The 21,019-nt window shown below is 68.2% G+C and carries 3 protein-coding genes and 3 pseudogenes; 5 read left to right on the top strand and 1 reads right to left on the bottom strand.

The features are described from left to right. Nucleotide 1 precedes the first annotated feature (1 nt). The 5 genes and pseudogenes from ASC94_RS14460 to ASC94_RS34300 form a co-directional block, all read left to right on the top strand. Nucleotides 2–2,185, top strand: a pseudogene (locus ASC94_RS14460) (condensation domain-containing protein); the annotation flags it as partial. A 56-nt stretch (nucleotides 2,186–2,241) separates the two neighbouring features. Next, nucleotides 2,242–5,559, top strand: a pseudogene (locus ASC94_RS34310) (condensation domain-containing protein); the annotation flags it as partial. Nucleotide 5,560: 1 nt separating this feature from the next. After that, the coding region (locus tag ASC94_RS14450) for a non-ribosomal peptide synthetase (RefSeq protein WP_157201497.1) at nucleotides 5,561–6,748 on the top strand (1,188 nt) is incomplete at its 5' end. A 2-nt stretch (nucleotides 6,749–6,750) separates the two neighbouring features. Then, a pseudogene (locus ASC94_RS34305) lies at nucleotides 6,751–10,985 on the top strand (amino acid adenylation domain-containing protein); the annotation flags it as partial. A 35-nt stretch (nucleotides 10,986–11,020) separates the two neighbouring features. Beyond that, entirely contained in the window at nucleotides 11,021–18,754 is a 7,734-nt protein-coding gene (locus ASC94_RS34300) for a non-ribosomal peptide synthetase (protein WP_056395913.1), read from the top strand. 68 nt (nucleotides 18,755–18,822) lie between these two features. On the opposite strand, the gene ASC94_RS14440 is transcribed toward ASC94_RS34300, so the two are convergent. Further along, complete coding sequence (locus tag ASC94_RS14440) at nucleotides 18,823–20,955, bottom strand: TonB-dependent siderophore receptor (protein ID WP_056395908.1); 2,133 nt, start codon at nucleotides 20,953–20,955, stop codon at nucleotides 18,823–18,825. Nucleotides 20,956–21,019: the final 64 nt, after the last annotated feature.

Raw genomic sequence — 21,019 nt, 5'->3', positions numbered from 1 at the left:
AATGCAAGGAACAATTGAGCAGCGCATCGCCGAGAAATTCGCCAATCTGAACCGCGAACAGCGGGCAGCCGTTCACCGGCACATGCAGGGACAAGGAATTTCCCTGGCGCGGATACCAATTGTTCCATGCCGGCGCGAAGGCAATCCGCCGCTTTCGTATGCGCAGGCGCGGCAATGGTTCCTGTGGAATTTGGACCCGGACAGCACGGCTTACCACATCAGCGGCGCGCTGCGCCTGGACGGCGAGCTGGATGTGGAGGCGGTGCGCAGTTGCTTCGATGCGCTGTCCGCGCGCCATGAAGCGCTGCGGACTGTGTTCCGCGAAACGGAAGACGGCGAGGCCTGGCAAGAGGTGCTGCCGGTGCTGGCGCCGGAGTTTCAGCTGATCGCGCTGTCCGCACATGCGCCCGAAGAGCGCGACGGTGCAGTGCGCGCCGCCGCCGAGGCCTGCGCCAACCGGGTGTTCGACCTGCGGCAGGGGCCTTTGCTGCGCGTGGGCCTGATACGCGAGAGCGCACAGCGCCATGTGCTGGTGCTGGCCATGCATCACATTATTTCCGACGGCTGGTCCCTGGACGTGCTGACGCGGGAGTTCGCGGAACTGTACCGCGCGGCGCGCTTGGGCGGCACGGCAGACCTGCCGCCGCTGTCCGTACAGTACGCGGACTATGCGCTGTGGCAGCGCAGCTGGCTCGAGGCGGGAGAGCGCGAGCGGCAACTGGCGTATTGGCGCGCGCACCTGGGCGGGAAACAGCCAGTGCTTCAGCTGCATGCGGATGGCGCCCGCCGCAGCGACGGTCAGTACCGTGCCGCGCGTGCGCGAGCGGTTATACCGGTTGCGCTGGTCCAGGATTTGCAACGGCTCGTCCAGGCGCGCGGCGCCACGCTGTTCATGGTGCTGCTGGCCGGCTGGCAGGTGCTGCTGCACCGCTACAGCGGCATGGCGGATATCCGCGTCGGCATACCGTCCGCAAACCGCCACCGCAGCGAGACCAGCGGCATGCTGGGCTTCTTCGTCAACACGCAGGTACTGCGCAGCGAGCTGCAAGGCGAGCACACGCTGGAGCAGGCGTTGGAGCGGGCGAGGACGGCCGCGCTGGCCGCCCAGGAGCATCAGGACTTGCCTTTCGAGCAGCTGGTGGATGCTTTGCAGGTGGAGCGCGTGCTGGGCCAGAATCCCTTGTTCCAGGTGATGTACAACCATCAGCGGGCCGGCGGCGGACTGGACTCCTTGCCGGGTCTGAACGTGACGCGCTATGAGCTTGGGAAGCAGGCCGCCCAGCTGGAACTGGTGCTGGATACGACAGAGCATCCGGACGGCACGGTCGAGGCGGCGCTCACCTATGCGGCGGAGCTGTTCGGCAGCGCCGCCATGGCGCGCATGCTGCGCCACTATGAAACCGTGCTGCGGCACTTCGCAGAAGACGCCGGCCAGACATTGGGAGACATGCCGCTGCTCGGCACCCAGGATCTGGCGCAGCTGGCCGGTTGGGGAGAAAGCCCGCTTTCCTTCGACGCCAGCACGCCGGTGCACCGCATGTTCGAGCAGCAGGCCGCCCAGACCCCGGACGCAGCGGCGCTGACATGCGGCGGCGAGCGGCTGACCTATGCAGCCCTGAACACCCGCGCCAATCGTTTGGCGCACTACCTGATTTCGCTGGGCGTTGGGCCCGAGCGCAAGGTTGGTGTCGCGCTGGAGCGCGGCGTGGACATGGTCGCCGCGCTGCTGGCCGTGCTGAAGTCCGGCGCTGCCTACGTGCCGCTGGACCCGGACTATCCGCAGGACCGGCTCGCCTACGTGATGCAGGACGGCGGCATCGGCCACCTGCTCACCCAGACCGCGCTGCTCGGCCGTATCCCGCAAGGCGCCGCCACCGTGCTGGCACTGGACGCGCACGAACCCCTTGGGGCAAGCTGGCCGGCAGCGGCCGCGCACTGCGGAAATCCCGACGTCGCGCTGCACGGCGATCACCTGGCCTATGCCATCTATACTTCCGGCTCCACCGGCAAGCCCAAAGGCGTGGCGGTCCGGCACGAGGCGCTGAGTCACTTCCTGCTCAGCATGCGCGAAGCGCCAGGCATCACTGCCGACAACCGCGTGCTGGCCCTGACGTCGCTCGCTTTTGATATCGCCGCGCTGGAGCTTTTCCTGCCGCTGATAAGCGGCGCGCAGATCCTGCTCACGGCACAGGGGGCGGATGACATCCTGCCGATGGCCGCGCAGGCCCGTCCGGCTGGCGCATGCTGCTCGCTTCCGGTTGGGAGCCAGGCCGCATCAAGGGCCTGTGCGGTGGCGAGGCGCTGCAGCCCGACCTGGCAGCCGCCCTGCAGCAGGCCGGTGTGGAGCTATGGAATATGTACGGACCGACCGAAACGACCATCTGGTCCAGCGTACGCCGCCTGGAAGCAGGCGAAGTCGCCCTCGGCGGTCCAATTGCCGGCACGCAACTGTACGTGCTGGACGCCACGCTGCAAGCCGTGCCGCAGGGTGTGGCGGGCGAACTTTACATCGGCGGCGTCGGCCTGGCGCGCGGCTATATGAACCGCCCGGCGCTGAGCGCGGAGCGTTTCGTGGCAGACCCGTTTGGTGCGGCGGGCGAGCGCCTGTACCGTACCGGCGACCTGGTTCGCTGGGGTGCCGACGGCCAGCTCGAATATCTGGGGCGCCTGGACCACCAGGTGAAAATACGCGGCTTCCGCATCGAGCTGGGCGAGATCGAAGCGCAATTGCTGGCGCAGCCGGAGGTGGCCGAAGCTGTCGTGGTGGCGCAGGAAGGCCCGGCAGGCACGCGCCTGGCAGCTTATGTGTCGCTGCACGCCGCCGCGATGCCTTTCGCGTTGCCCGCAGCGACGCCGGCGGCGGCCACTGACGTCGCCGCCGCGCTGAAAGCCGCGCTGGCCGAAGCGCTGCCCGACTACATGGTGCCCGCCGCCGTAGTGGTCCTTGAGCGCCTGCCGCAAACGCCGAACGGCAAAGTGGACCGCAAGGCGCTCCCCTCAATCGAACTGTCGGCGACCGCATTCGAAGAACCCCATGGCGAGCAAGAGAACGCGCTTGCGGCCATATGGCGCGCAGTCCTCGGCATCCACCAATTGGGCCGCCACGACAATTTCTTTGAACTCGGCGGCGATTCCATCCTCAGCCTGCAGATCGTGGCGCGCGCCCGTCGTGCCGGCTGGAACGTCACGCCAAGGTTGATGTTTGAGCGCCAGACCATCGCCGAACTGGCAGCCGCGCTGCGATCACTGGAGGCGGTCCGCGAAGCGCCGGCCAAACCGCCAGCGCCCCTGGCAGCCCTGCCCGAAGCCACCCCGGAGCACATCTCAAGCCTTGGCCTGGACCCGGCGGACGTGGCAGACGTCTATCCCTTGTCCCCCATGCAGGCCGGGATGCTGTTCCACAGCGTGCTCGATGCCGCTGGCGGCGTCTACCTGAACCAGCTGCGAGTCGACATCGAGGGAGTGGACGCCGCACGCTTCCGCCACGCCTGGAACATGGTCTTCAATCGTCACGATGTGCTGAGAACGGGCTTCCTGCACCAGCGCGCGACGCCCATGCAGTGGGTGGCGCATTCGGTGGACTTGCCTTGGCGCGAGCATGATCTGCGCGCCCATCGGGGCCAAGCGGAGGCATTGGATGCACTGGCGCAGTCCGAGCTGGAAGCGCCGTTCGCGCTGGACCGGCCGCCTTTGGTGCGGCTCGCCCTGGTGCGCACCGGTTGCGCCAGCCAGCACTTCATCTGGACCGCGCACCATCTGCTGACGGACGGCTGGAGCATGTCCCAGCTGATGGGCGATGTATTGCGCGCGTATGAGGGCGCTTCGCTGGCGCCGCCGCCGCACCGCTATCGCGACTACATCGCCTGGATGCAGGCGCGCGACCTCTCGGCCAGCGAGACCTGGTGGTGCGGACAGGTGGCGCAGCTGGACGCGCCGACGCGCCTGTCCGGCGCAATGCCCCGTCCGCGCGAGGCAAGCGGCCATGGCGAGCGCCAGCTGGTGCTGGATGCAGCTGCTGTGCTGTCCCTGCAGGAGTATGCCCGCAGCGAGCGCGTGACGGTCAACACGGTGGTACAGGCCGCGTGGGCCTTGCTGCTGGCGCGCATTACTAACCAAGAGACGGTGTGCTTCGGCGCCACCACGTCGGGGCGCCCGGCGGAACTGGCGGGGGCGGACCAGATGCAGGGCATGTTCATCAACACACTGCCCATGATCTGCCGCGTGGACCCGGCTCTTGGCACGGGAGCGTGGCTGCGTGCGCTCCAGGCGCACAATATCGGCATGCGCGAGCATGAGTACACGCCGCTGTACGACATCCAGCGCTGGGCGGGGCAGGGCGGCCAGGGACTCTTTGATACGTTGCTCGTGTACGAAAACTATCCGGTCGATGAGGCGCTGAAGCGGGCGCCACATGGCACCAGTTTCACGTTGCGCGCAAGCCGTGAACAGACCAGCTACCCACTGACGCTGACGGTGTCGCTGTCCCATACGCTGCTGGTCAAGGCTGGCTACGACGGCGCGCACTTCTCTGCGTCCGACGTCGACGCATTGCTGCAGCAGTGGCATTCGCTGCTGGCCAATTTCCCGTTGCAGGCGGTGTCCGGCAATGTGCCGCTCGCGGACGCGGAAGCGCAAGCAGTCTTGCTGAAGCGCGGCAGGCGCGACGCGCATGCCGATGCCGCCATGCCAGTGCACCGCATGTTCGAGCAGCAGGCCGCGCAGAGCCCGGACGCTGTGGCGCTGGCATGCGGTGGCGAGCGGCTGAGCTACGCGGAGCTGAACGCCCGCGCCAATCGTTTGGCGCACCACCTGATTTCGCTGGGCGTTGCGCCGGAGTACAAGGTCGGCATCGCGCTGGAGCGCGGGGTGGACATGGTCGTCGCGCTGCTGGCCGTATTGAAGTCCGGCGCTGCCTACGTGCCGCTGGACCCGAACTATCCGCAGGACCGCCTGGCCTACGTGATGCGGGATGGCGGCATCGGCCACCTGCTCACGCACTCGACGCTGCTCGGCCGTATCCTGCACGGCGCCGCCACCGTGCTCGCGCTGGACGTGCTTGACGCTCCAGCCGTTCCGGCCCTGCCGGACGGGTACGATCCGCTTCGCGCAAGCAGTCCGGCAACCGCTGCAGCCCCTGCAGCAGCGGCAACGCACAGCGGCAATCCTGATGTCCCGCTGCACGGCGATCACCTGGCCTACGCCATCTACACCTCCGGCTCCACCGGCAAGCCCAAAGGCGTGGCGGTCCGGCACGAGGCGCTGAGCCACTTCCTGCTCAGCATGCGCGAAGCGCCCGGCATAACCGCCAGCGACCGCGTGCTGGCCCTGACTTCGCTCGCCTTCGACATCGCCGCGCTGGAGCTTTTCCTGCCGCTGATAAGCGGCGCGCAGATCCTGCTCACGGCACAGGGGGCGGATGACATCCTGCCGATGGCCGCGCAGGCCACCATCGTGCAGGCCACGCCGTCCGGCTGGCGCATGCTGCTCGCTTCCGGTTGGGAGCCAGGCCGCATCAAGGGCCTGTGCGGTGGCGAGGCGCTGCAGCCCGACCTGGCAGCCNCAGATCCTGCTCACGGCACAGGGGGCGGATGACATCCTGCCGATGGCCGCGCAGGCCACCATCGTGCAGGCCACGCCGTCCGGCTGGCGCATGCTGCTTGCTTCGGGCTGGGAGCCTGGCCGCATCAAGGGCATGTGCGGCGGTGAAGCGCTGCAGCCCGACCTGGCAGCCGCGCTGCAGCAGGCCGGCGTAGAGCTATGGAATATGTATGGCCCGACCGAAACAACCATCTGGTCCAGCGTGCGCCGGCTCGAAGCAGGCGAAATCGCCCTCGGCGGCCCGATCGCCGGCACGCAGCTATACGTGCTGGACGCCACGCTGCAGGCCGTGCCTCAGGGTGTGGCGGGCGAGCTTTACATCGGCGGCGTAGGCCTGGCGCGCGGCTACCTGAACCGCCCGGCGCTGAGCGCTGAACGCTTCGTGGCCGACCCGTTCGGCGCAGCGGGCCAGCGCCTGTACCGCACCGGCGACCTGGTTCGCTGGGGCGCGGACGGCAAGCTCGAATACCTGGGCCGCCTGGACCACCAGGTGAAGATACGCGGCTTCCGCATCGAGCTGGGAGAGATCGAAGCCCAACTACTGGCACAGCCGGAAGTAGCAGAAGCGGTAGTGGTGGCGCAGGAAGGCCCGGCGGGCATGCGGCTGGCAGCCTACGTATCGCTGCGCTCCGCCGCGATGCCCGCCGGGTCGCTCACCGCGATACCCGCAGCGTCGCCATCCTCTGCTGCTGACCTGGCCGCTGCGCTGAAATCCGCGCTGGCCGGCGCGCTGCCCGACTACATGGTGCCCGCCGCCGTGATGGTCCTGGAGCGCCTGCCGCAAACCCCCAACGGCAAGGTGGACCGCAAAGCACTGCCGCAGCTGGATGCCCCGGCATCCGCCTACGAGGCGCCGCAAGGAAACACCGAACTGGCGCTGGCGCAGATCTGGCGCGAACTACTGGGCACCGCCGAAGTGGGCCGGCACGACAACTTCTTCGAGCTGGGAGGACACTCCATCACGGTCCTGCAACTGCACGCGCGCGTGAAGCAGCAGCTCGGCATGGACGTCCCGCACCGCATCTACTTCGAACAAACGACTTTGCAACTGCTGGCAGCAGCGCTGCTGCAGCACTCCCGGTCGTCCGCAGAAACTGAACAGCAAGACTTGCTGGCGATGGACGCCATGCTCGCCGCGCTCGAGGATTGAACATGAATCACGCACAAAAATTCGCACTCGCACAACGCTACGCAGGCCTGAGCGCCGACAAGCAGGAAAAATTCCTCGCACTGCTGAAAGAGCAGGGCATCGACTTCGCCCAGCTGCCCATCGTTCCTCAGCAGCGCGGCGCGCGTTCGCGTCTGTCGTTCGCCCAGGCGCGTCAGTGGTTCCTGTGGAACCTCGATCCCGCCAGTGCCGCCTACCACATCGCCGGGGCGCTTGAACTGAAGGGCGAACTGGACATCGACGCAGCCCGCAGCAGTTTCAATGCGCTGGTGGCGCGGCACGAGTCGCTGCGCACGGTGTTCAGCGAGGACGAAGACGGCGCCGCCTGGCAGGAGATCCGGGCTGGGCAGGAGGCAGATGTTAGCGTGAGCGATCTGGAACAGGCTTACGCGGCGGATGGCGAGCCAGCAGTCAAGCGCGCCGCTCAGGCGCTGGCCGCACAGCCATTCGACCTGCGCAGCGGCCCGCTCCTGCGCGTGGGCATACTGCGTGTATCGGCCACCCGGCACATCCTGGTGCTGGTCATGCATCACATCATTTCCGATGGCTGGTCGCTCAATGTCGTTACGCAGGAGTTCAGCGCGCTGTACCGCATGTACCGGCAGGGAACTGTCACCGGGCTGGAAGCCTTGCCAATACAGTATGCGGACTACGCGCTGTGGCAGCGTAGCTGGCTCGATGCCGGAGAGCGCGAGCGCCAGCTGGCCTACTGGCAGAATGAGCTGGGCGGCGCCCAGCCGGTGCTGCAGCTGCACACGGACGTGCCGCGCCGCGCGGACGGCCAGTACAGCGCCGGCCAAGTCATGGTAAGCCTGCCAGCGCCGCTGGTACAGGGCCTGCGGCAGCGCGTGCGCGCTAGCGGTGCCACGCTGTTCACGGCGCTGCTGGCGGGCTGGCAGGTTTTGCTGCAGCGGTACAGCGGCCTTGGCGACATCCGTGTCGGCGTGCCGGTGGCGAACCGGCACCGGGCGGAGACCGGACCGCTGATCGGCTTCTTCGTCAATACACAGGTGCTGCGCAATGTGCTGCACGGCCAGACTACGCTGGAGGAGGCGCTACAGCAGGCCAAGACCTCCGCGCTGGCGGCGCAGGCGCACCAGGATCTGCCGTTCGACCAGCTGGTGGAGGCTTTGCAGATCGAGCGCACGCTGGGCCAGAACCCGCTGTTCCAGACCATGTTCAACCACCAGCGCAGCCAGGACGGCGCGCTGGACGCGCTGCCGGGCCTGGACGTAGCAGCTTATCCGCTGCCAAAACTCGCCGCCCAGCTGGAGCTGGTGCTGGATACCACGGAACGACAGGACGGCGGCATTGACGCCACCGTCAGCTATGCTGCGGAGCTGTTCAGCGCCGACACAATGGAACGCCTGGTGCAGCACTACATTACAGTGCTGCATGCGCTGGCGGAGGCGCCGCAGCAAACCGTTGCCGGCCTGCCGCTGCTGGGGGATCCGGAAGTGGAGGCGTTGGCGCGCTGGGGCGCCAATCCGGACAGCTACGATGGCTGTGCACTGGTGCACCGCCAGATCGAAGCCCAGGCTGCGCGCGATCCCGCCGCGCTGGCCCTCATTTTCGGCGACGAAAAGCTGAGTTACGCTGAACTGAACGAGCGCGCCAACCGCTTGGCGCACCGTCTCATTGCGCGGGGCGTGCGGCCGGAAACGCTGGTCGGCATCGCGCTGGAGCGCAGCGTGGACATGGTGGTGTCGCTGCTGGCCGTGCTCAAGGCCGGCGGCGCCTATGTGCCGCTGGACCCGGACTATCCATCCGACCGCCTGGCCTACATGGTGCAGGACAGTGCCATCGCATTCCTGCTCACGCAGTCGCATGTGCAGCCGCGCGTGCCTTGCGGCGGCGCGAGAGTGCTGGCCGTGGATACGCTCGACCTCTCCGGGGCCGGCGCCGGCAACCCGGAGGTGGCGCTGCACGCCGACAACCTGGCCTACATCATCTATACATCCGGCTCCACCGGCCGCCCGAAGGGCGTGGCGGTGGCGCATGGGCCGCTTGCCATGCACGTCCACACCATCGGCCGGCGTTACGGCATGACGCCGCAGGACCGCGAGCTGCAGTTCGCCTCCATCAATTTCGACGGCGCGCACGAGCGCTGGCTGGTGCCGCTGGCATTCGGATCGGCGCTTATGCCGCGCGATAACGACATGTGGGATGTGCAGCACACCTGCGACATGGTGCGCAAGCACGGCATCACGATTGCCTGCTTTACGCCGAGCTATCTCCACCAACTGGCGGAGATCGTTGGCGAGAGCGCGGAAGACCTGCCGATCCGTTCCTATACCGTGGGTGGCGAAGCGATGTCGCGCGCCAGCTACGCGCTGGTGCAGCGCGTGCTCAAGCCGCAGCGCGTCATCAACGGCTACGGCCCGACGGAGACCGTGATTACGCCGATGATAGGCGTCATGCACGCAGGCGACGCATTTGAAGCATCCTATATGCCGATTGGCAACGTGGTAGGCGACCGCGCAGCCTACGTACTGGACGCGGACCTGAACCAGGTGCCGGCTGGGATGGCTGGCGAACTCTATGTAGGCCGCAACGGCCTGGCGCGCGGCTACCTGAACCGTCCGGAGCTGAGCGCAGAGCGCTTCGTGGCGGATCCTTTCAGCGTGGACGGCGGACGCATGTACCGCACCGGCGATCTGGTTCGCTGGCGCGCGGACGGACAAATGGAATACCTGGGCCGTCTGGATCACCAGGTAAAAATACGCGGCTTCCGCATCGAGCTGGGTGAAGTCGAATCGCAGCTGCTGCTGCAGCACGGTGTGGCGGAAGCAGTGGCTGTGGCACAGGAAGGGCCTGCCGGGATGCGCCTTGTGGCCTACGTAGCGGGCCCGGACAGCACGGCGTTAAGCGCGGCCGCGCTGAAGGCAGCCCTGGCCGCCGTGCTGCCTGACTACATGGTGCCGTCTGCTATCGTGGTACTGGCAAGCCTGCCGCTGAATCCGAGCGGTAAAGTGGACCGGCATGCCTTGCCCAAGCCTGAGTTCATCGCGGCCGGGTACGAGGCACCGCAAGGCGAACAGGAAGAAATGCTGACCCGGATTTGGGGCGAAGTGCTGGGCGTAGCCCGGCCCGGACGGCATGATAATTTCTTCGAGCTGGGTGGGGATTCCATCCTGAGCCTGCAGATCGTTGCCCGTGTGCGGCGCGAGGGTTACAAGCTTGCGCCGAAAATGCTGTTTGAACGCCAGACGGTAGCCGAGCTGGCACCGCTGGTGCACCGCGACGCGTCGCTGGCTCTGGAACAAGCCGCGCCCGTGGGCGTGGCGGCGCTGCTGCCGCTGCAATCGGGTTTCTTCGGCATGGCGCTGGGGAACCGCAGCCATTGGAACCAGTCGGTGCTGCTGCACTGCCGCCAGCCACTGGACGGCGACGCACTGCGCGCGGCGCTGGCCGCCGTGATTGAACAGCACGACGCCTTGCGCCTGCGCTTCACGCAGGACTGCACCGGCGGATGGTCGCAGCGTTATGCCGCCTTTGAGCATGGCATGGCGGACAAATCGCTGTGGCGTCGCAGCGCCGCCGGCGCGGCGGAGCTGGAGGCGGTGTGCCAGGCAGCGCAGCGCAGCCTGGATATTGGTTCCGGCCCGCTGCTGCGCGCCGTGCTGATTGCCATGGCCGACGGCAGCGAGCGCCTGCTGCTGGCCATCCATCACCTGGTGGTGGACGGCGTATCCTGGCGCATCCTGCTGGAAGACCTGCAGGCCGCTTATGGCCAGGCCGCTGCAGGCGCCGCCGTGCGCCTCGCGCCGCGCACCAGCAGTGTCCAGTCCTGGGGTGCTGCGCTGGCGACGTATCCGGCGCAGTATGCCGGAGAACTGGATTACTGGCGCGCGCTGGCCGGCGTGCCCGCCGCGCTGCCGTGCGACCGCCCGGATGGCGCGCGTACAGGGCGAGACACGGCGACGGCCGAAGTCCGCCTGGATGCAGCCGCCACACAAGCGCTGCTTCAGCAGGCGCCGGCCGCCTACCGTACGCAGATCAACGATATCCTGCTCACCGCGCTGGGCCGCGCGTTGTGCCGCTGGTCGGGCCATGAACGCATCCTGGTCGATCTGGAAGGGCACGGCCGCGAAGACCTATTCGAACAGGTGGACCTGAGCCGCACCGTTGGCTGGTTCACCAGCCTGTTCCCGGTGGCGCTGTCGGCGCAGGGCAGCCTGGGCGAAGCGCTCAAGCGCACCAAGGAAATGCTGCGCGCNCCGCACCGTTGGCTGGTTCACCAGCCTGTTCCCGGTGGCGCTGTCGGCGCAGGGCAGCCTGGGCGAAGCGCTCAAGCGCACCAAGGAAATGCTGCGCGCCGTGCCCAACAAGGGCCTGGGCCATGGCGTGTTCCGCCACCTGGGCGATGCGCGGCAGCGCGCGGTGCTGGCGTCGCTGCCGCAGGCGCAGGTGGTGTTCAACTACCTGGGCCAGTTCGAAGGCAGCTTTGCGGAGGATGGCTTGTGGACGCTGGCCGGCGAATCGGGCGGCGATCCTGTCGACCCGGCGGCGCCGCTGACGCACGAGCTGTCCATCAAYGGCCAGGTGCACGAAGGCTCGCTGAGCCTGCGCATCGGCTACAGCGCGGCGCGCTTCGACGCGGCCTCGGTGGCGGCGCTGGCGGAGGGCTTCCAGTCCGAACTGGAGGCGCTGGTRGCGCATTGCACCAGCGGCGTGCGCGGTATTACGCCGTCGGACGTGCCGCTGGCGAAGCTGRCGCAGGATGAACTCGACGCGCTGCCGCTGGATCTGGCGCAGCTGGCGGACCTGTATCCGCTGTCGCCGATGCAGTCGGGGATGCTGTTCCACAGYGTGTACGARCCGAAGGGCGGGGCTTACCTGAACCAGCTGCGCGTGGAGATCGAAGGGCTGGACCCGGCGCGCTTCAAGGCGGCCTGGCAGCAGGCCTTCGAGCGGCACGACGTGCTGCGCACGGGCTTCCTGCATCAGCGCGAAGTGCCKYTGCAATGGGTGGCCAGGCAGGTTGCTCTGCCATGGCGGGAAGTCGATCTGACGCTGGCCCGGGCCAGCGGGCACGCCGGTAAGAACGCCGGTGCGCATGACCGCATGGGTGCGCTGGACGCGTTGGCCCAGGCGGAGCTGGACGCAGGTTTCCCGCTGGACCAGGCGCCGCTGATGCGCCTCGTGCTGGCGCGCACCGGCGACAGCCGCCACCACTTCATCTGGACGACGCATCACTTGCTGACGGACGGCTGGAGCACGTCCCAACTGATGGGCGACGTGCTGCGCGCCTATGACGGCGCGCGGCTGGCGCCGCCGAAAGGCCGATACCGCGACTACATCGGCTGGCTGCAGCAGCGCGACGCGGCTGCCAGCGAAGCGTGGTGGCGCAATCAGCTCGCGAAGCTGGACGAGCCCACCCGTCTTGCCGGTGCAGCGCCGCGCCCGGCGGGCGGAGCAGGGTATGGCGAGCATTATTTCACGCTTGACGCGGAAGCGACGCAGGCAGTGCAGGACTTCGCCAGGCGCGAGCGCGTGACGGTCAACACGGTGGTGCAGGCCGCGTGGGCACTGGTGCTGGGCCGTCATACCGGCCAGGCTGCGGTCTGCTTCGGCGCTACCACGTCCGGCCGTCCGGCCGACCTTGCCGGCGCGGAGCAGATGCAGGGCATGTTCATCAACACCCTGCCGGTGGTGTGCCGTATCGACACCGATGCGCCGGTGGGCGGTTGGCTGCGCGGCCTGCAGGCCGTGAATCTGGAAGCGCGCGAGCATGAGCATACGCCGCTCTACGATATCCAGCGTTGGGCTGGACAGGGTGGCCAGGGGCTGTTCGATACCTTGGTGGTGTTCGAGAACTATCCGGTGGACGAGGCGTTGAAGAATGCCGCGCCGGGAGGCACGCGGTTCGAGCTGCTGGCGAACCGCGAGCAAACCAACTATGCTTTGACGCTGTCGATTGCCTTGGGCGGCAAGTTGTCCGGGCGCGCCAGCTTTGACGCGGTGCAGTTGGCGGAGGCGCACGTGTCGGACCTGATTGCGCAGTGGCGCCATGTGCTGGCCGAGCTGGCGCAGCAGGCGCTGGTCGGGAATGTGGGCATTGCGCCGGGCATTGAACAGCTGGACGTGCTGGCATTGGGGAGAAGCGAGATACATTTTGAGGCCAGCATGCCCGTGCATCGCATGTTCGAGCAGCAGGCGGCCCGGACCTCGGACGCTGCGGCGCTGGCATGCGGCGGCGAGCGGCTGACCTATGCAGAGCTGAACGCCCGCGCCAACCGGCTCGCCCACCACCTGATTTCGCTGGGCGTTGCGCCGGAGTGCAAGGTCGGCATTGCGCTGGAGCGCGGCGTGGACATGGTCGTCGCGCTGCTGGCCGTATTGAAGTCCGGCGCTGCCTACGTGCCGCTGGACCCAAATTATCCGCAGGACCGCCTGGCATACGTGATGCAGGATGGCGGCATCGGCCACCTGCTCACGCACTCGACGCTGCTCGGCCGTATCCCGCACGGCGCCTCCACCGTGCTGGCGCTGGACGCGCTTGACGCTCCAGCCGTTCCGGCCCTGCCGCCCGGGCACAATCCGCTTCGCGCAAGCAGTCCGGAAACCGCTGCAGCCGCAGCAGCGGCAACGCACAGCGGCAATCCTGATGTCCCGCTGCACGCCGATCACCTGGCCTACGCCATCTACACCTCCGGCTCCACCGGCAAGCCCAAAGGCGTCGCGGTGCGGCATGGGGCGCTGAGCCACTTCCTGCTCAGCATGCGCGAAGCGCCTGGCATCACCGCCGACGACCGCGTACTGGCCCTGACGTCGCTCGCTTTCGACATCGCCGCGCTGGAGCTATTCCTGCCGCTGATAAGCGGCGCGCAGATCCTGCTCACGGCACAGGGGGCGGATGACATCCTGCCGATGGCCGCGCAGGCCACTATCGTGCAGGCCACGCCGTCCGGCTGGCGCATGCTGCTCGCTTCGGGCTGGGGGCCTGGCCGCATCAAGGGCCTGTGCGGTGGCGAAGCGCTGCAGCCCGACCTGGCGGCCGCCCTGCGGCAGGGCGGCGTGGAACTGTGGAATATGTACGGCCCGACCGAAACGACCATCTGGTCCAGCGTGCGCCGCCTTGACGCAGGCGAAGTCGCCCTCGGCGGCCCGATCGCCGGCACGCAGCTGTACGTGCTGGACGCCACGCTGCAAGCCGTGCCGCAGGGTGTGACGGGCGAGCTTTACATCGGCGGCGTAGGCCTGGCGCGCGGCTACATGAACCGCCCGGCGCTGAGCGCGGAGCGCTTCGTGGCCGACCCGTTCGGCGCGGCAGGCCAGCGCCTGTACCGCACCGGCGACCTGGTTCGCTGGGGCGCGGACGGCCAGCTCGAATACCTGGGCCGCCTGGACCACCAGGTGAAGATACGCGGCTTCCGCATCGAGCTGGGAGAGATCGAAGCCCAACTACTGGCACAGCCTGAAGTAGCAGAAGCGGTAGTGGTGGCGCAGGAAGGCCCGGCGGGCATGCGCCTGGCAGCCTACGTGTCGCTACACAGCGCCGCGTTGTCCGCAGCGATGCCGCGCGGGACACCGTCCGCTATGCCTGCCGAGCTACCCGCAGCGACGCCAACTGCTGCCGCCGACGTCTCATCCGCGCTGAAAGCCGCGCTGGAAGGCGCGCTGCCCGACCATATGGTGCCCGCCGCCGTGATGGTCATGGAGCGCCTGCCGCAAACGCCGAACGGCAAGGTGGACCGCAAAGCGCTGCCGCAGCCGGACGCGCAGGCGGTGGTATACGAAGCGCCCCAAGGCGACGCTGAACTGGCATTGGCGCAAGCCTGGTCCGAGGTGCTCGGCCTGGCGCGCGTGAGCCGCCGGGACAACTTCTTCGAGCTGGGCGGCGATTCCATCGTCAGTCTCCAGATCGTGGCACGCTTGCGCCGCGCCGGCTGGACCGTCACCCCAAGGCAGCTGTTCGAGCACCAGACCGTGGCGGCACTCGCTCCCGTCCTTGCGCCGGTGCAGGCGCCGGCGATGCCGCACGCGGGCCCCCCGGCCGCACCCGGAAAACTGCACGACTACCTGCCCGCTTCCGAGCTCCAGCAGCTCGGCGTCGATCCCGCGCAGATCGAGGACGTCTACCCGCTCTCGCCCCTGCAGGAGGGCATGCTGTTCCTGACCCTGGAGTCTCCCGGCACGGGCTTGTACGTGAACCAGCTCAGCGTCCCGGTCGAAGGCCTCGACAGCGCCCGACTGGCCGCCGCCTGGCAGGCCATGGTGCGGCGCCACGCCATCCTGCGCACCAGTTTCCTGTGGCAGCCAACCCTGGCCCGTCCGCTGCAACTGGTGTGGCGCGAGGCCGCGCCGTTCGTGGAAGCGCTGGACCTCAGCGCCGCCAGCGTAGCCGATGCGGCCGCCGAAGTGGACGCGCTGGTGTCCACCGAACTGCTGCGCGAAACGCCGTTCGGCAAGCCGGCCCTGGCGCGCCTGATGCTGGTGGCATTGCCCGGCCAGCGCCACCACCTGCTGCTGACCATGCACCATATCCTGCTGGACGGCTGGAGCCAGTCCCGCCTGCTGGGTGAACTGCTCCAGGCCTACGCCGCTCAAGCGCTGCCTCCCGTGCAGGCACACTACGGCGACTATATCCGCTGGCTCGACACGCGCGACGCGGCGGCCACGGAGCGCTACTGGACCGGTGCGCTGGCCGCGCTGGACGGCCCCAGCCTGCTGGCCGGCCGCAGCGGCGGCGAAACCGGCTACGGCAAGATCTACCTGACGTGGGACAAGGCCCGGACGCATTCCCTGTCCGAGTTCGCGCGCAGCCAGCGCGTCACTGTCAATACCGTGGTGCAGGCCGCGTGGGCCATCATTCTGCAGCGGCGGCTGGGCAAGGAGACGGTATGCTTCGGCGCCACTGTCGCCGGCCGTCCGGCCGGGCTGGATGGCGCGGAGGACATGGTGGGCCTGTTCATCAACACCATTCCCGTGGTGGCTGCGCGCCGCCCCGAGTGGACCGTGGGCGGCTACCTGCGGCAGCTGCAGAGCGCCAACCTGGAAGCGCGCGAACATGAATACGCGGCGCTGGCGGATATCCAGCGCTGGGGCGGCTCCGCCGGGCAGCCGCTGTTCGACAGCATCGTGGTATTCGAGAACTATCCCGTCAGCAGCGCGCTGCGCTGCGCGGACGACCTTGGCCTGCGCTTCGGACCGATCCATAGCGAAGGCCTTACCGGCTACGCCATGGACTTGCAGGTGACGCTCAAGGACACGCTGGAGATCGAGTACTGCTACGCGCGCTCAGGCTTCAGCGCGGCGGCGGTCGAGGAAGTTCGCGCCGAGATGGACGAGCTGCTGCACCGCATGCTGGCGCGGCCGGACGCGCCGCTGGGCGAATTGCCCCGCACCGGCGCCGCGCATGCGGAACGGCTGGCGCGCCTCAGCACCGAGGCGCTGGGCCGCACCAGTGCGCCGTCGCGTCCCGACTGGGTTTACCGCCAGATAGAGCGTCACGCCGAGGGCCGCGGCGAGGCGATTGCGCTGCTGATGGGAGACTCCGAGCTGAACTACCGGGAGCTCAATGAGCGCGCCAACCGCCTTGCGCACTGGTTGCTGGCCCAGGGCCTGGAGCCGGAGCAGCGCGTGGCGGTGCTGCTGCCACGGTCGCTGGAGATGATCGTGGCGCTGCTGGCCATCATGAAGGCCGGCGGCTGCTACGTGCCGCTGGACGCGGAATATCCACAGGAGCGGCTGGAGTACATCGTGCGCGACTGCGCCCCGGCGCTGCTGCTGGCCAGCTCGCAGTACAGCCACCAGTTGCCGTGCCCCACGGTGCTGCTGGAAACGCTGGAACTGGACGGTTTCAGCACCCGCAACCCCGGCCTGGCGCAGCACGCGCACCAGCTGGCGTATGCGATCTACACTTCCGGCTCCACCGGCCAGCCGAAGGGCGTGGCGGTGGCGCATGGCCCATTGGCCATGCATTGCGCGGCCACGGCCGAGATATATGGCATGGGCCCGGACTCCTGCGAATTGCTGTTCATGTCGTTCTCGTTCGACGGCGCGCATGAGCGCTGGATCAGCGCACTGACCATCGGCGCCGCCGTGGCGATCCGCGATCCTGAAATCTGGACCGCCGAGCAGGCCTGCGATGCGCTGCACCGCTACCAGGTGTCCAACGTGGCGTTCCCGCCTGCCTACCTGGGCCAGCTGGCCGATTGGGCCGGTGCCGAAGGCAATCCGCCGCCGGTGGACCTGTATGTGTTCGGCGGCGAAGCCATGCCCAAGGCGGGCTACGACAAGGTGCGCCGCCACCTGCGCCCGCAGCGCCTGATTAACGGCTATGGGCCCACTGAGGCAGTGGTCACGCCGCTGATCTGGCAGGCGCGCGGGGACCAGACTTTCGATTGCGCCTATGCGCCCATCGGCCGGCCGGTCGGCGACCGCACCGCCTACGTGCTGGATGCAGACCTGCAGCCAGTGCCGCCGGGCGCGGTCGGCGAGCTGTATATCGGCGGCTACGGCCTGGCGCGCGGCTACCTCGGCCGCGGCGCATTGACCGCCGAGCGTTTCGTGGCCGACCCGTTCGGCGGCGGCGGCGGGCGCCTGTACCGTACCGGGGACCTGGTGCGCTGGCTGGAGGATGGCAATGCCGAGTACATCGGCCGTGCCGACCACCAGGTGAAGATACGCGGCTTCCGCATCGAGCTTGGCGAGATCGAAGCACAGCTGCTGAAGGTGGAGGGCGTGCGCGACGTGGCGGTGATCGCCAGCGACGACGCGGCTGGGCGCCGCCTGCTGGCCTACCTCGCCGCCGGCGACGTGGCCGATGGCGCGGCCGATGAGTCTGCCGATGCGCTGGCCGGGCGGGCCAGGGAGGCACTGGCCGCCGCGCTGCCGGACTTCATGCAGCCGGCGGCGTATGCCGTGCTGCCCAAACTGCCCCGCCTGCCGACCGGGAAGCTGGACCGGCACGCCTTGCCCGCCATCGCGGCGCATCCGGAGCGCGCATACCGTGCGCCATCCACACCGGCCGCGCAGCGCATGGCGCAGGTGTGGCAGGAGGTGCTGGGCGTGGAGCAGGTGGGCGAGACGGACAATTTCTTCGAGCTGGGCGGCGACTCGCTGCTTTGCCTGAAGCTGATCTCCCGCCTGCGCGCCCTGAAGGATGAGCGCTTCAGCTTCAAGCTGCGGGACCTGATGCAAAAGCCCACCATCGCCAGCTTGCTGGGACTGGAGAGCGCGGCTCCGGGCGTGATAGCGCTGAACCGCAGCGGCAAGGAGGCGCTGTTCTGCATCCACGCCGGCTTCGGCACGGTGTTCGACTACCAGCCGCTGGCGCGCCAGCTCGACGGCGTGGCCACGGTGTACGGCATTGCCTGCCGCATGCTGTCGCAGGCCGGCCATGTGGACGCGTCGCTGGAGCAGATGGCGGCCGACTATGCGGCGCTGATCCGCCAGGCGCAGCCCGAGGGGCCATACCGCCTGCTCGGCTGGTCGCTGGGCGGCACGCTGGCGGCGATGGCGGCCGGCGCGCTGGAGGCGCAGGGACAGACAGTGTCGTTGCTGGCACTGGCCGACCCCTACGTGGCGGGCGTGTCGGCCATGCCCATGCCGGCCTGGCAGGCAGACTTCGCCGAATTCCTTGGCATCGTGCTGCCGAAGGCGGACCTGGAAACGCTGCGCCCCGAGCTGCAAGGTGCGGTGGCGGCGGACATGGAAGGGCTGGTGGCGCTGTTGCTGGCAGGGGGAGCGGCTGCGCAGTCCGCGCTGGCGGGCATGGGGGCCGCCGAGATCGTGCGCAGCTTCGAGGTGGCGCGCCACCTGAAGGCACTGTCGATCGAGGCCGGGCCGGCGCCGGCATTGGCCTGCACCGCGCAATGCTGGTGGGTGGCGGGCCGCGCGGGAGCCGATCAGTCTGCCCTGGCCCGCCAGCTGGGCACCCTCGCGGCCAGGGAAGTGGCTGCCGACCACTACTCGCTGATGCGCGACGCAGCGTGGCTGCAGCAGGCCGCGGCACTGCTGGGCGCGGAAGCCAGCGTATAAGGCAAAAAGGCCCCGCAGCTTGCGCTGCGGGGCCAGGCTTTACATCAGCAGGCAGATCAGGATGAAGATTAGAAGCGGTAGCCGGCGTTCAGCTTGATCTCGCGCGAGGCGCCGAAGAAGCAGCCGTAGGTGCAGGAGGCGATGTAGTTCTTGTCCGCCAGGTTGCGCACATTCAGCGCCAGGCGCCAGTTCTGGTAGTCATAGCTGACCATGGCGTCGGCAATGGTGGCCGCCGGGATCTTGCCCGCCACCCAGGTGCCAACGGTTTCGCCCACGTAGCGCGCGCCCAGGCCGGCCTTCAGGCCCTGCACGCCGAACGGCGCGCTGTAGTCGGCCCACAGCGACAGCTGGTTGTACGGCACGCCGCCCTGGCGCTTGCCGATGTAGGAGGGAATGGTCATGCGGGTGATGCGCGCGTCCGTATACGCGTAGGCCGCCACCAGGTTGATCTGCTTGTTCAGCGCGGTGCGGGCTTCCAGCTCAAAGCCGCGCGAGCGGATCTCGCCCACCTGGATCTGCGCGCCCGGATTGCTTGCGGGGGCGTTCGGGTCCGGCGCCAGCACGTCGCTCTGCGTCAGCTGGTAGGCGGTGGCGCTGAGCATGGTGCTGCCGTTGCCCGGCTGGTAGCGCACGCCGGCTTCGAACTGCTCGCCATGGGTGGGCTTGAAGCGGTTGCCGTCCTTGTCCACGCCGCTGGCCGGCTCGAAGGACTGGCTCCAGCTGGCGAACGGCGCCAGGCCGTTGTCGAACAGGTAGACGGCGCCTGCGCGGCCGGTCCAGTCGCTGTTCTTCTCCTTGGACCAGGACTTCGGCGGCGTCAGCGGCGCGGTGGTCTCGTTGGTGTTGTCGTGGCGGACGCCGGCCAGCAGCACCAGGCGGTCCAGCTTCATCTGGTCCTGCAGGTAGGCACCGGCGCGGCGCTGCTTGGTGTCCGGATACCAGTCGAACAGCTGGCGCTGCGCGCCCGGCTGCGCGCCGTAGGCCGGGTTGAACATATTGATCGGGGCGATGGTCCGGTTATAGCGTTCGCTGCTGTGGAACTGGTAGGTGTAGTCGCCGCCCAGCAGGATGCGGTGGTTCAGTGCGCCGGTCTGCAGCTTGTGCTCGACGAAGGCGTCCGCCGTGGCCATGTGCGATTCGTCGGTGCGGTCCTGCGCGCCGCGTCCCTGGATCAGCAGCCCGGCCGCGCCGGTGCCCGGCGCCCAGCCATACAGGCTGGTGGACGGGAAGTCGATATCGGTCTTGAAGTAGCGCAGGCCGTGGTGCAGCCGGGTGTTCTCGCTGAACTTGTGGTCCAGCTGGTAGCCGGCGGAGTATTGCGTGTTTTTGTACTTGTCGTAGCCCGGCTCGCCCGTGAACAGGTGGCGCGACAGGGCGCCGTTCGGATTGGGCGCGATGGTGCCTTCCACCGGCAGCGCGTAGTTGTATGCCGTGTTGTCGCGCTGGTAGTGCGACAGCAGGCTCAGACTGGTGTTGGTGCCCAGCTGCCAGGTCAGGGTGGGAGCAATGTAGATGCGGTCGTCGTCCACGTGGCCGGTCATGGTGCCGCTGTCGCGCAGCAGCGTGGTTACACGCCAGTAGACCTGGCCGGCCGCGTCCAGCGCGCCGCCCACGTCGGCGGTGAGCTGCTTGCGCGACAGGTTGCCTACCTCCAGATTTACTTCGTTCACCATGTCGGCGCGGGCGCGCTTGCTCACGGTGTTGATGATGCCGCCCGGCGCGGCCGCGCCGTACAGCACGGACGCTGCGCCCTTCAGCACTTCGATGCGCTCCAGGCCATACAGTTCCTGTTTGCCGTCGTATACGTTGACCATGAACTTGGCGCCGTCGCGGTACATGGAGCCCCCGCCGGCGCCGGCGGAGAAGCCGCGCAGCATGAAGCCGTCGGTGGTCTTGTCGTTCGCTTCCAGGCGGGTCACGCCGGCGGTGTACCCCAGTGCGTCCATCAGGTCGCCCGCGCCTTGCGTGGTGAACTGCTCGGAGGTGACCACCGACACAGACTGCGGCGTTTCGATGATGGGGGTGTCGGTTTTGGCGCCCGCCGAGCTGCGTCTGGCGATGTAGGCGCTGTCCTTGTCGGCGGTGGCGCGCACCTCCACGGTGGGCAGCCTGGCGTCGGCCGCGCAGGCGTAGCCGCTGGCGAGGGCCAGCTGGATGGAGACGGCCAGCAGCCTGGCGGGCGTGTTAGGTCGGGAAGTCATGAAAAGATTTACCTCGTGGTTAGTAAAACGATAACAATCGGCGTGCGCGTCCCCGCATCCGCTA

Origin of the sequence: Massilia sp. Root418, assembly GCF_001425265.1 — a bacterium.
In the GTDB taxonomy this organism is placed as follows: Bacteria; Pseudomonadota; Gammaproteobacteria; order Burkholderiales; family Burkholderiaceae_D; genus Rugamonas.
This window is presented reverse-complemented; position numbering and strand designations above follow the sequence as displayed.